This is a genomic window from Sorangium sp. So ce117 (assembly GCF_051524395.1).
GTDB classification, from domain to species: Bacteria; Myxococcota_A; Polyangia; order Polyangiales; family Polyangiaceae; genus Sorangium; species Sorangium cellulosum_B.
This window is the reverse complement of the sequence record NZ_CP150309.1, coordinates 3,992,353-4,007,326: the sequence shown is the minus strand read 5'-3', so window position 1 is coordinate 4,007,326 and position 14,974 is coordinate 3,992,353. Positions and strand designations below refer to the sequence as shown.

The following is a 14,974-nucleotide window of genomic DNA, read 5'->3' as shown; positions in this document are numbered from 1 at the left end:
GAGCCCCTCTCACGACAGCCAGTAGTCGACGAGGGACGCGCCCGTGACGTCGTGGGCGACCCCGGCCGCGATCGCCCACTGGGCCAGCGCGCGGCCGAGCGCGGCCATGGTCGTGAAGCGCCCATCAGGGTCCTTGGCCAGGCCGCGCTCGATGATCTCCCAGAGCCGCGGGTGCAGTTCGAGGGCCTCCGGGCGCGGCGGGGCGGCGCGCAGCACGTCGTGCACGATGGAGATGCTGCTCGGGCCGCCGAACGGGCGACGGCTGCTCACGAGCTCGTAGAGCACGACGCACGCGCTCCACACGTCGGCGCGCGCGTCCGACGCCTGCCCGCCGCGGACCTGCTCGGGCGCCATGTAGGCCGGGCTCCCGACCAGTGTTTCCCTCCGCTCGTCGCCCGCCGCGCGCACTTCGGTGAACGCGATCCCGAAGTCGATGAGCTTGGGGACCGTGCGGCGGCCCTCGCGCACGAGGACGATGTTCGCCGGCTTCACGTCCCGGTGCACGACCCCCGCGCCGTGCGCCGCGCCGAGCGCGCCGATCACGGGAAGGAGCAGCTGGACCGCGGAGATGGGCGACATCGGGCCCGACTCGGCGAGCGCCTGGGCGAGCGACCGGCCCTGGAGGAGCTCCATCACCGCGAACGGCTCTCCCTCCTCCGTGAAGCAGAGATCGAAGATCCGCACCGTGGCGCGGTGCGACACCCGCGCCGTCGCCTGCGCCTCCCGGATCAGCCGCGAGGCGGCCTCGGGGACGGCGCAGTCACGACGGATGAGCTTCAGCGCGACATCGAGGCTCAGGGAGAGATTCCGCGCCTTCCACACGGCGCCCATGCTGCCCTCTCCGAGGAGCTCTGTGAGGCGATAGCGCCCCCCGAGGACGTCGCCTGGGGCGTAGCGCCGCAGCGCGGCGGAGCACGGGTCGTTCGCAGGAACCGCCAGGGCGGCGGCGGGGGGCGCGCCGGCAAGACCGGTCCGCAGCGTGGCGGGCGGTACGCTCGCCGGGGTGGCCGGAGCGTCGCTCGGCGTCTCCAGCGGCGCGACGTCCCCGCCCTGCCGGAAGGCCGAGCCGGACGGCCTCGACAGGCGGCCCGACGTCCGGAGGTCGACGGGCTCGAACGGAGGGCGGTGAGACGAGGGCCAGCGCGGAGACCGCGGCGAGCGGTACGCACGCTGAGAGGCTCGGCCCCCGCTCGGGGGGCGGGATCGATTCGACGCGGGATCCATCGAGCCGCCATGTGGCGTCGTGGAGCTGTCAGTTCGGTGGCTGTCCATGTCCTTGCCCACGTGTGCTGCAAGGAGCAGGCCGATGGAAATCGCCGCAGATCCGCCTCTTTCCCGCGCGCCGCGGCGCCTGGATTGCGGTGTGGAGGCATCAGATCCGGCGCCGGCGGCCATCGGCTCGCCCCGGGGGCTGCGCGCCGTCCGCCGTGACCGGCGCGCGCGTCGTCCGCAGCCGCGGCGCGTCGTCCGCCGGCGCGGTCCCGGGACGAGCGCGCGACGGATCCGTCGGCGCAACGGTCGTCGCACGACGCATTCCCTGCGCGCCACACCGGCGCTCGACGGGTACATCGACAGCGGATGTCGGTTAGGATCGCCCGATAGCCAGCGAGGCACCCCCGGGGCGCGCGCCGGCATCGCCGCGGCGCGGTCGCCCCTCGCGCCGCTCAGCGGGCCGAGCCGGGCACGACGCGCCCCTTGAACGCGATCGGCACCTCGAGGGCCGTGGCCGCCTCGACGAGCAGCGCGTGCTCGCTCTCGTGGATCACGCCGTCGGCAGCCACGAGGCGGACGGCCAGCTCGATCGCGGCCTCGCGCATCCGCACGTCGGGCAGGCGGACGCGAAGCGCCGCGAAGCGGCCGCTCCTGCCCTCGTCGCGCACCGAGCGCTCGATGATGGAGATGAGCGACTCGACGAGGTCGGCCCCGAGGCGCCCGTCGCTCATGGCCGTCACGTGCCGCGCGAGCTCGGCGCGCTCGGCCTCGTTGATGGACCCGTCAGCGTATGCGGCGAGGAACATGATCTCGACCATCGCCTCGAGCCTGTTGAGCTCGAGGTGACGAAACGAAAGCTGCGTTTCTTCCATCATGCGGTCCTCAGGATAGCGTATCACGGCCGCGCTTGACACAGCGCCCCTGGGCCCGCCCGGTAATGGCGCTCGCCGCGCGGTGCGGTAACCACGCCCGCCGCGCGGCAACCACGCCCGCCGCGCGGCAACCACGCTCGCCGCGCGGCAACGGCGCGTGGCGACGGCCTCCGGCAGCGCGCGGCGAAAGTTCTCGTCGAGCGCGACGCCGGTCGGTGCTCAACTCTCCCCACCATGAGCACCACCACCCCGACCGACCTCTTCCTGTCGCTGACGCCGCACAAGGTGATCGAGGCCGTCGAGGCCGCGGGGGTCCACTGCAACCGCGTCTGCTACCCGCTGAACTCGTTCGAGAACCGCGTCTACGAGGTCGAGCGCGAGGATCGCACCCGCGTCATCGCCAAGTTCTACCGGCCGGGGCGCTGGACGCGGGAGCAGATCCTCGAGGAGCACCGGTTCCTCGCGGAGCTGGCGGACGCCGAGATCCCCGTCTGCCCGACGCGCCCGTTCCCCGACGGCGAGACGCTCAAGCAGATCGACCACATCCCGTACTGCCTCTTCGAGCGCATGGGCGGCCGCGCCCCCGACGAGCTCGGCGACGAGCTGTTCGTGCGCCTCGGCAGGCTCGCCGCCCGCATCCACAACGTGGGCGCGGCCAGCGCCGCCGAGCACCGCGTCCGGCTCTCCGCCGACACCTATGCGCGCGAGGACCTCGGCTGGCTCGTCGAGCGCAAGCTCATCCCCGCGGCCGTCGAGCGGCGGTACCTCGCGGCCGCGCGCGCCGTCGCGGACGCGGCCGAGGAGCGCCTGCGCGGCGTCGACGTGCACCGCATCCACGGCGATCTGCACCCCGGCAACCTGCTCCTGCGCGACGGCGCGCTCCGCGTGCTCGACTTCGACGACATGGTCGTCGGCCCCGCCGTGCAGGATCTGTGGCTCCTCCTCCCCGGCCGTGACGAGGCCGCCCGGCAGCAGCGCGAGCTCTTCATCGAGGGCTACGAGGAGCTCCGCCGCTTCGACCGCTCGACCCTCGGGCTGATCGAGCCGCTCCGAGGGCTCCGCATGATCCACTACGCGGCATGGATCGCGCGGCGCTGGCACGACCCCATCTTCCCGAGGACCTTTCCGCACTTCGGCACGGAGGCGTACTGGCGCGAGGAGGCGAGCTCGCTCGAGGAGGTGCTCCAGCTGACGCGCGACGGAGACACGGGCGGCCCCGGCGGCGGCGCGGACGAGCCGCCGCCGAGCGGGGGCAAGTACTTCTGGGATATGAACTGATCGCGGCCGCGCGCGGCTTCGATCGATCAGAGGCGCTTCAGCACCAGGATCAGCCGCCACGCAGCGGCGTGCTCGAACGGCACATCGACGTTGAAGTCGCCGAGCGTCGCCACCAGCGAGAGCTCCGGCACCCGCTCCGCGACGCGCCGCCACCCGGCGAGGTCCGGGACGTACCACGTCGCCTCCTGCCGGATCGACGAGAGCTCCCTCGGCGCGCCGCCGTTGCGCCGAGCCGAGCACACAACCTCGAGGGTCACGGGCACCACGCGATCGGGCGTCGACCGCTCGATGTGGATGCGGAACCGCGCGTCGATCGACTGCTCGCCGCGCAGCTCGGTCCACTCCGTCCTGTTCACGCCGGACGGCGTGAGATCGGCGGGGTGGGTCGCCTCGATGACGTGGACGCCGCCCGGCAGGAGCAGCGAGGCGGCGAGCCGGAGGTGGCGCTCGAGCGCCGCCGGCGTGGCCAGCTGGTGGATCGCCGAGAGCGGCACGAACGAGAGATCGACCGGCGCGACGTCCGGGCGCTCGTCGAGCTCCGCGCACGAGAAGCGGATGCACGCCCCGGCGCCGCGGGCGCCCGCGGCGCGCTCCGCAAAGGCGATCATCGCCGCCGAGCCGTCCGCGCCGGCGCAGCCGACGCCGAGCTCCGCGAAGGCCTCCAGGTGCCGCGCGGGCCCGCAGGCCCACGAGAGGACGCGCTGCACCGGGCGGCCGCCGAAGCGGCGCGCGCACGCGAGCAGGAAGTCGCGCTCGGCGGCGTAGTCGCGGTAGCCGAACGCCGCGTCGTAGAGCGCAGGCTCGCCCGGCGGCGTGTCGCTGCGCGCGGGCGCCTCGCCGCGCGCGGGCGCGTCGACGCGCGCCGGCGCCTCGCCGGCCGAGGGCGCCGCCCAGGCGCGCGCCGGGGCGACCCGCTTCGTGTAGATCATGAGATCGTCGCCCGGCGCGTAGAAGTCGGCGAGGACCGCGGCCCGCGTGAACTGCACCGCGTCGTAGAAGCGCACCGCCGCGCCGTGCCCCTCCCGGCTGCCCGTCTCCACGCGCACGAGGCCGCCGCCCTCGCGCGCGATCTCGCTCTCCATCGTGGCCACGAGCCCCCGCGCCACCCCCGACCGGGCGAAATCGGGCGAGGTCGCGATCCAGTACAGGTCGTACGTGGACTGCGTCATCGGCGTGCGGCCGTAGCAGAGGTACCCGAGGAGCCGCGGCGCCCCGTCGCCGCCCGGGGCGCCCAGGAAGCTCAGCACGAACCGGTAGCCATAACCGTCCGTCGAAGGCTGGCCGAGCGTCACGTCGACGAGCTCCAGCGCCACCGCGCGCTCGTCGTCGGTGAACGCCGGGACCGACTCGAGCAGCGCGGCGATGAGCGGCCGATCTTCCGCGCGGAGACCGCGCTGGGTGATCACGGCGCCTCGGGCGCGGCGGCGAGGGCGCCGCGGGCAGCGGAGCGCGCCGCGGCGCGGCCGCGCGCCGGCGCGCGGCCCCGCGCGCGGAGCAGATCGTCGTGGCGCGCGCCGCGGGCGAGCGCCGCGCGGAGGATCTCCCAGACGACGTCGGCGTACGACAGGCCGGCGCGCGCCGCCGCCCGCGCGAAGCCGGCGTCCGGCGAGAGATCGCAGTTCGGGTTGACGTCGATGACGTGCGGCGTGCCGCGCTCGTCGAGCCGCACGTCGACGCGGCCGTAGTCGCGCAGCCCGAGCACCTCGAACGCGCGGCGGCCCACGGCGACGACGCGGCGCAGATCGAGCGGCCGCAGCACCGCCGCCGAGGAGGGCGTCCCGATCGACGCGGCGGTCTCCGGGCGCCACTTCGACTCGTACGTGACGACGTGCGGGTGCCCCTCTGGCAGGCCCTGAAACGTGATCTCGCCGGGCGGCAGCACGCGCGGCGTCGGCCACCCGAGCAGCGAGACCGAGATCTCCCGCCCGTGCACGTAACGCTGCACCACCACCGGCTGGCGGCACTGCGCGACGACCGCGGCGACCTGGTCGCGGAGCGCCCTGCGATCGTGGACGACCGAGCCACGATCGATGCCCATCGAGCCGTCCTCGCGCTCCGGCTTGACGATGACCGGGAACGCGACCTCCGGGATGCGATCCGGGCCTTCGACCCGCACCGTCGCTGGCACGCGCACGCCGGCGCGCGCCAGGATCCGGTTCGCCTCAGCCTTGTGCAGGCAGCTCCGGAGCGCGACGTGATCGCTGCCCGTGAAGCGGAGATCGAGCCCCGCGAGCAGCCACGCGCACATGACCTCGTGGCGGCTGTCGCCGTCGAGCGCCTCGCACAGGTTGAAGATCACGTCCGGGCGATGGTCGCCGATGGCCGCGAGCACCTCGCTCGGCCGGAGCACGGGCCGGTGCGCAACGCGCACGCCCGGGGCCGCGGCGAGGGCCGCGAGCACGCTCTCCGCGACCACCGCGCTGCCGTCCTCGCGACCGAGCCGGAGCCGCCCGCTCCCCACCCGCTGCGCGAGTGGCGGCTCGTCGACGACTTCCTCCGGATCTCTGTTCGACAGGATCAGTATCCGAGGCTCAGGCACCGCACGCCTCCGAACCGAAGCGGGGCAGGAGAGCCCGCGACGGCCGCGCCGAGCTCAGGGAGCGGCCCGTGAGAGGCCTGGCCATCGGCGAACGCGGAGAGGGTGCCCTATCGAGAGACACGCGAACGAAACAGAATCCATGCATGCAAGTGGCCACACTTCACCAGCTTGCCCGGCAATCGCAAGGGGAGATTTGACCTCTCCGGACGGAAAGGAAGGCGCGACGCGCCGCGGCTCAAAGCCCCGCGCCGGATCGGATCCGGCGCGCGCGGCCGGGAAGCGAGCTTTCCGAGCACAACGTATCTCGGACAACAGGCTCTTCACACGCCAGCCACACGCGCGGGAGCGTCGGAGACGAGAGGAGACGGCTGGGCTGCAGGGGGAAGAGTCGAGTCCGGCGGCGAGAGGGGAGAGCGCCGGACGCGCGCGCGGCGAGCGGGCGGCCTGCCGCCGAGGACGCCTGAAAAGGACTTCCCTTTCCGGCGTCCTCGAGCCTCCGCCGGTCAGGCGGCCTGGCCTTCGGGGCGCGGCCTGCGATCGGCCGGGAAACAGGCCTGGATCTCGTCCATGCCGAGCGTCTCCTTCTCGAGGAGCGCCCTGACGAGCGCCTCGATCTCGCCGCGCCGGGACCTCACGATCTCGATGGCGCGCGAGAGCTGCGCTTCCGTGAGCGCCCGCGCCGTCTCGTCGACCCGGTCGAGCAGGGCCGGGCTCCGCGAGGGGTGCCCGTCGCCGACGCAGATGGGGCCGAGGTGGCTCATGCCGAGCTCCGCGACCATCTTCCACGCGATCGTCGAGGCGCGCTGGATGTCGTCCGAGGCGCCCGCCGTCATCGTCCCGAGGACGACCATCTCGGCGGCGCGGCCGCCCATCAGCATGCAGATCTGATCCTCGAGGTACTCTTTCCGGTACATCAGCCGATCCTTCTCGGGCAGCGCCTGGGTCACGCCGAGCGCGCGGCCCCGCGGCAGGATCGACACCTTGTGCACGGGATCGCAGCTCGGCGCGATGAGCCCGACCGCGACGTGCCCGGCCTCGTGGACGGCGGTCGCATAACGCTCGTCCTCGTCGACGAGCACCCCCTTGCGCTCGAGCCCCATGAGCACCCGGTCGCGCGCGCGGTCGATGTGCGTCGGGTCCACCGCGTCGGCGCCCTCGCGGGCCGCGAGGATGGCCGCCTCGTTCAGGAGGTTGGCCAGGTCGGCGCCCGAGAAGCCCGGCGTGCCGCGGGCGATGTAGCCGAGATCGACCTCCCCCTGGAGCGGGATCGGCCCGGCGTGGACGTTGAGGATCTCCTCGCGGCCGCGCACGTCGGGGAGCGGCACGGTGACCTTGCGGTCGAAGCGCCCCGGCCGGAGCAGCGCCGGGTCGAGCATGTCGGCGCGGTTGGTCGACGCGATGACCACGATGCCGGTCTCGTGGTCGAACCCGTCCATCTCGACGAGCAGCTGGTTCAAGGTCTGGTCATGCTCCGCGGAGGCGGAGTCGCCGTGCCCCTTCGCGCGAGCCCGCCCCACGGCGTCGATCTCGTCGATGAAGACGATGCACGGCGCGGACTTGCGCGCCTCGGCGAAGAGCGCGCGGACGCGGGAGGCGCCCACGCCGACGAACATCTCCTGGAAGCTCGACCCCGACGCCGAGAGGAACCGCACGCCCGCCTCGCACGCGACGGCGCGCGCGAGCAGCGTCTTGCCGGTCCCGGGCTCGCCCGTCAGCAGCACGCCGCGCGGCGGGCGGCCGCCGAGGCGCGCGAAGCGATCCGGGCTCTTCAGGAACTCGACCGTCTCGGCGAGCTCCTGCTTGACCTCGTGCATCCCCGCGACGTCGGCGAAGCGCACCGCCGCCCGCGCCGCCCCGGCCTTCACGTCGGAGAAGACCTTCGGGCTGCGCCGCCGGCTCACCGTGAAGAGCGCGAAGCCGACCGCGGCCAGCACGACCACCGGGAGCACCGCGGACGCGGCGCGCGACGGATCCTCCCGGGAGGCGAAGTCGACAGAGGCGCCGGCGCCCGCGAACCGGGAGACCAGCTCCTGCCGGAGCGTCGGCTCGTCGACGACGGCCGTCACCGCGGCGCCGCCCGCCTGACGCACGAGGAAACGATCCCCGCTCACCTCGACCGCGGTCGCCTGCCCCGCCTGCGCGATCTGGAGGAGCTCGGTGTACGTCGCCGTACGCTGCGTAGACGACTCGCCCGCCGCGCGCAGGGCGAGCCCGAGCGTGACCGCAAGCACCACCCCCATGAACCCAAGCACCCAGAGCCGGCGCCCCGCGGGCCCCAGCCGCTTACTCACCTGCAAGAACCAGGAATTCACTGCTGCGCCACCTTACTGCTCCGGCGTCGGGCCGGAGCGGATCTCAGGTGTAGCAAGGATACGAACCTCAGGAAGTTCCTTCTGCAATCATTCTGACGATCTGAGCCGTAGAAACCTGCGAAAGGATGGCAGCACCGCAAAACGGAATACGGAGAACGGACAGCGACAGGACAAACGTCTCTGCGATCTTGGGAGGATTGGGACGACCCATCGACGAGCTCGCCGATGGCGGATTGACGAGCTCGCCTGAGAGCCTCCTTCTCGGGATGGAGTCGCCGGTGGAGCAGGAACCAGGAGCGAGGGGCAGAGAGGGGCAGAGAGGGGCTGTCTGCGCGCTACGCCCCGGCGGCTGGCGCGGTATCGGGCGCGAACGGCAGCGAGAAGCGGAATGTCGTCGCGCCGCGGGGGCTGCTCTCGACGGAGATGCTGCCCCCGTGGGCCTCCACGAGGCCCTTCGTGATGTAGAGGCCGAGACCGACGCCGCGGACGCCGCGCGGAGCGGCGTCGGGCGCGCGCCAGAAGCGCTTGAACAGGTACGGGAGCGACGCCTCCGGGATACCGCCGCCCCAGTTGGTCACCGCGACGTGCGCGCTGCCCGGCCCGGCGTCGACCGCGACCACGATGTCGCCCTCCGGCCGACCGTACTTGGCCGCGTTGGAGAGCAGGTTGGTGACGATCTGCTCAAGCCGCCCTGGGTCCGCCAGGACGGCGGGCACATCGCCCTTCACCTCCAGGCTCAGGGCGTGACCCGCGGTCACCTCGGCCGACTTCTCGAGGATCTCGCCGAGCTGGGCGCGCAGATTGACCGGCGAACGATCCAGCGTGAGCTGCCGCGCCTCGATCCGCGACGCGTCGAGGAGGTCGTCGATCATGCGGCGCAGCCGCTCGATGGACGAGGTGATCCTGTCGAGCTGTTTTTGGCAGTCCGCGACGGGCCGCTCGCCGGCCGCGCGACCCAGGAGCCGGCTCGCGGTCGCGATGACCTGGATGGGCTGGCGGAGATCGTGAGCGATGACGCCGATCCACTCCTGACGCTGCCGCTCCATCTCCTTGAACGCCGAGATGTCATGAAAGACGGCGACGGCGCCCTGGAGCTCACCGTCGTCCGAGCGCACCTGAACCGCGTTGACCAGCACCGGGACGAGGCCCCAGTCGGCGCGCCGCAAGAGCGCTTCGACGCCCGTCACGGCCTCCCCGCGCTCAAGGGCCCGGATCAGCGGGCGCTCGTCCCAGACGAGGGGCTCTCCCGCCGGCGTCCTGTGCTCGAAACACAGCCGGTTGCCCCAGGGATCGGGATCGTCCTCGACGCTCGACGCGTACTGGAGCGCGAGCTTGTTGCAGCTGATGAGCCGCCCCTTGGCGTCGACAAGGATCGCCGCTTCAGGCAGCTGCTCGATGACCGCCTCGAGGTGCGAACGGATGCGCCGCTCCGCCTCGTGCGCGCTCGAGACCTCGGCCTCCATCGCCTTGCGGCGCCCGATGTCGCGGCAGATCGTCGAGATGCCGGTGACGCGCCCCGACGCGTCCACGATCGACGACACCGTGACCTCGATGTCGATGCTCTTCCCGTCCTTGGTCCGGCTCACGGCCTCGAAGCGCTCGACGCGCTCGCCGCGGCGCAGGCGCGCGAGGACGGCCTCTGCCTCGGCGGCGCGCTCGGGCAGGCACAGGAGGGGCAGCTTCTTCCCGATCGCCTCGCAGACGCAGTAGCCGTAAAGGCGCTCCGCCGCCGGGTTCCAGCTCAGGATGGTCCCGTCGAGCGAGGTGCCGATCACGGCGTCGTCCGAGGCCTGCGCGACGGTCGCGAGGAAGGCGCGCGCCTCCTCGGCGCGCTGCCGCGCCTCGTCGAGGAGGTTCATGCGCGCCGCGCTGACCCAGAGCATGGCCCCGAGCAGGAGCGTCGTGATGGCGGAGGCGAGCGATAGCGACGCCGCGATGGGGTATGCCCCGCGATCCGCGCCGAACAGGAAGAGGCGGCCGCTCACGAGCGGAACGAGGACGACGTAGGGCAGGAAGCGCCGCAGCAGGATGCCTCCGGACTGGCCGGCCGTCAGCGTGGCGAACGTCGTGCAATCGGGCCGCGCCATGAGGAGCCCGGCGCAGAGGGCGAGGAAAGCGATCGCCGCGTGGAGCGCCATGCCCGTGAACGGAAATAGCGGCGGCAGCCCGTAGAAGTAGCCGACGCCGAACACGTAGCCGGTCAGCGCCGTCAGCGCGAGCGCCGCGGCAAGGAGCGCGCTCCATTCCGAGAACAGGCACGCTCGCCGCGTCTTCACGCGCAGCGAGAGGAGCGAAAGGCCGATCAGGACGCAGCAGAGCGAGGTGTTTGGCGGCGGCCTGCCCGGGAACTTGCTCGGGAAATCCACGCGCCCCGCGAGCAGCACGCGATCGATGCCGAGATCCCAGGCGAAGATGTACTGCGCGAGGACCGCGAGGCCGAGCGCGAGGACGACGGCGGCGCACGCCTGTCCCAGCCGGCGGAGCGGCGCCGGGCACTCTCGCGCGCCCAGCGCCCAGAGCGACACCCCCGCCAAAACGAGGGCGACGGCGGTGTTGGGCACCATGAGCGGCAGGCCGTCCGCGATGGCGACGAGGGCGGTCGCCCCGATCCACCAGCCGAGCAGCGTCACGCACCCAACGGCGAACGAACAGGTCGCTGCGATGACGACACCGCGCCGCGCGCTGCTCGAAGGCGCCATCGCCTCGGCGTCTCTCATCGGGTCCTCCCGACCGGAGCATAGTGTCGGGACGGCGCGGCTTCACAGGCGCAATTCAAGCGCGCACATGGGTCGGCGCACGCGCTGTCCCACCCAGCTGGATCAGGGCGCTCCAGCGCGTGCCGACATCATCCGCCCGGCCGGACGCAGCAGGGCAGCGCGGCTCCGATCGGCCGCGCGAGAGCGAGCAGCGACGCCCTCGCGCGGACCGCGCGAGGGCGCGCGCGAGAGCTCAGCGCTTCGTCCCGAAGACCGCCGCGTCGACGGAGAGCCTCCCCGGCCCGACGAGGAGGAGCGCAACGGAGATGCCGAGGTAGACCGCCGCCGCCTCGTAGGAGGGTCCTCCCATCGCGACGAACGGATCGCCGTTCGAGACGTGAACCGCGACCGCGACGGCCATGGTGGCGGCGAGGCCCAGCGACGCGAGCGGCGTCAGGAGGCCGAGGACCCAGGCAAGGCCGCCCCCGAACTCCGAGAGCGCGGCCAGCCCTTGCAAGAACCCAGGAACGGGCGCGGTGGGCCCCATCCAGCTGAAGGGGGCCTGGATCTTCCCCCAGCCGTGAAACATGAACGCGACGCCGATAACGACGCGCAGCGCGAGCAGCCCGACCGAGGCCGAGAACGGCACGTCAGTCACCCGCAGGAATCTCTTGAGCATCGGGAACACTCCTCTCGGCTCGGTAGTAAGGAGGAACGCCCGGGACATCAAGCGCGTACGAGAGGACCGGAGCCGCCGGACCCGAGGCGCCGCGCCCCCGCGGCCCGGGCACGGTGGGCCGGCCCGCGCCTCACGCGCTTGTCTCGGCCTCCAGGTCGTGGCGGTGCGCGGCGGCGGCGCGCTCGTCGCGGAGGGCCTCGAGGCACCGCCGCTTGATCGCCGCGAACTCGCCGGAGCCCACGATCGCCGCGGTCCTCGGCCTCCCGAACGGCACCGCGATCTCCGCGCCGACGCGGCAGGGGCGGCGGGTCATGAGGGCGATGCGGTCGGACAGGAAGATGGCCTCGTCGATGTCGTGCGTGACGAACAGCACCGTCGTGCGGACCTGGCGGAAGACGTCGAGCAAGAGCTCCTGCATCGAGAGCCTGGTCTGGGCGTCCAGCGCGCTGAACGGCTCGTCCATCAGCACGACGCGCGGCTCCGTGATCAGCACGCGCGCGATCTCGACGCGCTGCTGCATGCCGCCGGAGAGCTGCGCCGGATAGGCGTCCTCGAACCCCGACAGCCCGACAAGCGAGAGCAGGCGCCGGGACGCCTCCCTGCGCTCGCGCTCGGGGACGCCGCGCACCTTGAGGCCGAAGCCAACGTTGTTCAGCACCGTCTTCCAGGGGAGCAGGGAGCTCTGCTGGAAGACCATGCCGCGCGCCGGCCCCGGCCCCTCGACCCGCTCGCCGCCGACGACGATGCTGCCGCGCTCCGGCGCCACGTACCCGGCGACGGCGTTCAGGATCGTCGACTTCCCGCACCCGGACGGGCCGAGCAGGCTCACGAGCTCGCCGCCCTCGACGCGGAGGTCGAGGTCGCGCACCGCCTCGACGCGGCGGGCGCCCGTCCCGAGGGCCACGGACAGGCCGCGGATCTCCACGGCGCCCCCCGGGCTCTCCCGGCGCGCCGCGCGGTTCGCGTCGAGCGTCATCGGCCCTTCTCCTGGGGCTCTTGCCACGGGGTGAGCCACGCGCCGACCCGCAGGACGAGCGCGCTGCTGAGCATGCCGAGCAGGCCGATGAGCAGCATGCCGAGGACGATGTCCGGATAGCGCTGCAAGTTGTACGACTCCCAGGTGAAGTAGCCGATGCCGTACTGCCCCCCGATCATCTCGGCGGTCACGAGGCAGAACCAGGACGTCCCCATACCGATGCTCATCCCCGTGACGATGCTCGGCAGCGCGCCCGGCAGGACCACCTCGAGGAACAGGCGGAGCGGGCGCGCGCCCAGGCTGCGGGAGCTCGCGATGAGCCGCGGATCGAGCGCGCCCACGCCGTGGATCGTCGCGATCAGGATCGGGAACAGCGCGCCCATGTACGTGATGAAGATCATGCTCAGCTCGGCCGACGGGAACATCAGGATCGCGAGCGGGAGCCAGGCGACGCCGGGGATGGGGCGCAGGATCTCGAGCGGCGGCAGCAGGGTGTCCTCGGCGAGCCGCGACCTGCCGATGAGGAGCCCGAGCACGACGCCCGTGGCGCCCGCGGCGGCGAACCCCGCGAGGACGCGGAACACGCTGTTCCCGAGGTGCTGCCAGAGCTTCGGCGAGGCGAAGAGCTCCCGCGCCGCGGCGAGGACGTCGGTCGGCGCAGGCACGTTGAGGAACGTGACGACGCCGAGATCCGCGCGGGTCATCGACGCCCACTGCCAGAGGCCGACGCACGCCGCCACGGACAGGGCGCGCAGGAAGGCGCGGCGGAGGTCGCGGCGCGGGCGCCCGTCGCGGGGCGCGCGATCCGGCGCGGGGGACGACGCGCCCCGCCGGGCCGCGCTCGCCGCTGCGGGCGCGAAGGCCGCGCTCGCCGCTGCGGGCGTGAAGGCCGCGCTCGCCGGGGCGGGCGCGAAGGCCGCGCCGCCTGCGAGCTCCGCCCCGGCCGGCGCGCTGCGCTCGGAGATCATCGTCATGGCGCCGCCGCCGTGAGCTTCGCGCGCTCGGCCCGCAGGGTCGCGAAGTCGACGACCGCCGCGCCGTTCTCCGCGGCCCACCGCTCCGCGTCCTCCTTCGCCAGGAACGCCGACAGGCCGCCGTCCGGGCGCCTCGCGTACCACGCGCGATCGGCCAGGAGCTTCACCCCGCTCGCGCGATCGTGCACGAACACCGCGCGGATCTCCTTGCCCTCGATCGTCAGCTGCCCGAGCGCGGCGAGCGCCGTGCCCGGGCTGGCGTACGCGCGCACCTTCGGCTCGCCCGCGACCCAGATCTGCGCGACGAGCGTCGGCTCGGCGATCGGCTCCCCGGACAGCGCGTCCTTCCCGGACAGCGGGAGCTTCGCGTAGCTCGCGAGCCGCGCCTCGTAGTCGAGCCCGAGCTCCGCCGCCGCGCGCCGGATGTACCGGTCGTCCACGAACGTGCCGACATCGAGGGTCGTGTCGGTGCGCTTCAGCAGCGTGAGCGTGTCGACCGCCACCTGGAGCGCGCGGCGGACCTCGGGCTTGATCGTGAAGTCCCGCGTCTGGATACCGAGCGGTCCGTGGAACATGTAGGCGACCTCGGCGTCCACCCCGGTCACCTTCTCGATGAGCTCGCTGTACTTCTCGGGCTCCTCCGCGAACAGGCGGTCGGCCTCGAGCGCCGCCTTGAGGAAGGCCACGACGATCTCCGGGTATTTCGAAGCATACGCCTCGCGCACCAGCACGCCGTGCGCCGTCGGCACCTTCACGCCGGAGCCGTCGTAGATCTTCCGGGCGAAGCCGCGGAAGGGGAACAGCTCCGCGAACGGGACGAAATCCGCGTGCGCGTCGATCTTGTTCGCCTTGAGCGACGAGCCGCCCACCTCCGGCGACTGCGAGACGAGCGTCACGTCCTTGTCCGGGTCCCAGCCGAGATCGCGGATCGCCCGGAGCAACATGCCATGGGCCGACGACCCGAACGGCACCGAGATCTGCTTGCCCTTGAGGTCCTTCAGGCCCTGTGCCGGGGAGTCGCTCGGCACGACGATCCCGTTGCCGCTCCCCAGCGCGCTGCCGGAGAGCGTGGCGATGAAGCGGCTGCGGCTCCCCTGCTTCTGGAACGCCACGCCGTTCAGCACGCCGGGGAAGTCGGCCATCGCGCCGATATCGAGCTTCTCGGCCACCATCTCGGTCGTCAGCGGCGGCCCCGAGGTGAAGTCTTTCCACTCGATCTCGTAGGTGACGTCCTTGTACTTGCCGTCCCTCGGCAGGTGCTTCTCGAGCAGCTTGAGCTCCCGGATGAGCAGCCCGCCGGTGGCGCAATTGATGGTCGTGTCCTGCGTCCCGATAGCGATCCGGATCGTCTGCTTCGCCTCCGGCTTGCACGACAGCCCGGCGAGGACCGCAGCGAGCAACGTGAGGAAGACGAGCGCGCGAAGTGCCCTGGTCAT

11 protein-coding genes are annotated in these 14,974 nt (G+C 72.7%); 1 reads left to right on the top strand and 10 read right to left on the bottom strand.

Features of this window, described 5'->3' with window-relative positions; genetic code table 11:
• Window positions 1-9: 9 nt before the first annotated feature.
• Both WMF46_RS15005 and WMF46_RS15000 read right to left on the bottom strand, forming a co-directional pair.
• Window positions 10-903, bottom strand: a complete 894-nt coding sequence (locus WMF46_RS15005) for a serine/threonine-protein kinase (RefSeq protein WP_437987897.1) — start codon at window positions 901-903, stop codon at window positions 10-12.
• Between the two features lie 761 nt (window positions 904-1,664).
• A complete protein-coding gene (locus tag WMF46_RS15000; RefSeq protein WP_437986238.1) occupies window positions 1,665-2,087 on the bottom strand; it encodes a tellurite resistance TerB family protein in 423 nt (140 codons plus the stop codon).
• Window positions 2,088-2,318: 231 nt separating this feature from the next.
• Between WMF46_RS15000 and WMF46_RS14995 the strand changes: the two genes are divergently transcribed.
• Window positions 2,319-3,362 carry a serine/threonine protein kinase gene (locus tag WMF46_RS14995; RefSeq protein WP_437986237.1) on the top strand — a complete coding sequence of 348 codons (1,044 nt, stop codon included), beginning with the start codon at window positions 2,319-2,321 and terminating at the stop codon, window positions 3,360-3,362.
• Window positions 3,363-3,388: 26 nt separating this feature from the next.
• Here the strand turns inward: WMF46_RS14995 and WMF46_RS14990 are convergent, their stop codons facing one another.
• The 8 genes from WMF46_RS14990 to WMF46_RS14955 all read right to left on the bottom strand — a co-directional run bounded on the left by WMF46_RS14990 (window position 3,389) and on the right by WMF46_RS14955 (window position 14,974).
• Window positions 3,389-4,768, bottom strand: coding sequence for a GNAT family N-acetyltransferase (locus WMF46_RS14990; protein WP_437986236.1), 1,380 nt, complete (start codon window positions 4,766-4,768; stop codon window positions 3,389-3,391).
• The gene (locus tag WMF46_RS14985; protein WP_437552618.1) at window positions 4,765-5,901 is read right to left on the bottom strand and encodes a D-alanine--D-alanine ligase family protein; all 1,137 of its coding nucleotides are present in this window, start codon (window positions 5,899-5,901) and stop codon (window positions 4,765-4,767) included. Before WMF46_RS14985 ends, WMF46_RS14990 begins: the two co-directional genes overlap by 4 nt.
• A 503-nt stretch (window positions 5,902-6,404) precedes the next feature.
• Window positions 6,405-8,192 (bottom strand): ATP-dependent zinc metalloprotease FtsH, encoded by a 1,788-nt coding sequence (ftsH, locus tag WMF46_RS14980; RefSeq protein ID WP_437986235.1) that lies wholly within the window; start codon window positions 8,190-8,192, stop codon window positions 6,405-6,407.
• A gap of 356 nt (window positions 8,193-8,548) precedes the next feature.
• A complete protein-coding gene (locus WMF46_RS14975; RefSeq protein ID WP_437986234.1) occupies window positions 8,549-10,930 on the bottom strand; it encodes a PAS domain-containing sensor histidine kinase in 2,382 nt (793 codons plus the stop codon).
• A 232-nt stretch (window positions 10,931-11,162) separates the two neighbouring features.
• Window positions 11,163-11,588, bottom strand: a complete 426-nt coding sequence (locus tag WMF46_RS14970) for a DoxX family protein (RefSeq protein WP_437986233.1) — start codon at window positions 11,586-11,588, stop codon at window positions 11,163-11,165.
• A 130-nt stretch (window positions 11,589-11,718) separates the two neighbouring features.
• Entirely contained in the window at window positions 11,719-12,564 is an 846-nt protein-coding gene (locus tag WMF46_RS14965) for an ABC transporter ATP-binding protein (RefSeq protein ID WP_437978005.1), read from the bottom strand.
• Complete coding sequence (locus tag WMF46_RS14960; protein WP_437986232.1) at window positions 12,561-13,538, bottom strand: ABC transporter permease; 978 nt, start codon at window positions 13,536-13,538, stop codon at window positions 12,561-12,563. Before WMF46_RS14960 ends, WMF46_RS14965 begins: the two co-directional genes overlap by 4 nt.
• Window positions 13,535-14,974: an ABC transporter substrate-binding protein gene (locus tag WMF46_RS14955; protein WP_437986231.1), complete on the bottom strand. Its 1,440-nt coding sequence runs from the start codon at window positions 14,972-14,974 to the stop codon at window positions 13,535-13,537. Before WMF46_RS14955 ends, WMF46_RS14960 begins: the two co-directional genes overlap by 4 nt.

Bases quoted from the DNA above. Each gene is read 5' to 3' on its own strand.
- WMF46_RS15000 (WP_437986238.1), bottom strand. From the start codon at position 2,087: ATGATGGAAGAAACGCAGCTTTCGTTTCGTCACCTCGAGCTCAACAGG.
- WMF46_RS14995 (WP_437986237.1), top strand. From the start codon at position 2,319: ATGAGCACCACCACCCCGACCGACCTCTTCCTGTCGCTGACGCCGCAC.
- WMF46_RS14975 (WP_437986234.1), bottom strand. From the start codon at position 10,930: ATGAGAGACGCCGAGGCGATGGCGCCTTCGAGCAGCGCGCGGCGCGGT.
- WMF46_RS14970 (WP_437986233.1), bottom strand. From the start codon at position 11,588: ATGCTCAAGAGATTCCTGCGGGTGACTGACGTGCCGTTCTCGGCCTCG.
- WMF46_RS14965 (WP_437978005.1), bottom strand. From the start codon at position 12,564: ATGACGCTCGACGCGAACCGCGCGGCGCGCCGGGAGAGCCCGGGGGGC.
- WMF46_RS14960 (WP_437986232.1), bottom strand. From the start codon at position 13,538: ATGACGATGATCTCCGAGCGCAGCGCGCCGGCCGGGGCGGAGCTCGCA.
- WMF46_RS14955 (WP_437986231.1), bottom strand. From the start codon at position 14,974: ATGACCAGGGCACTTCGCGCGCTCGTCTTCCTCACGTTGCTCGCTGCG.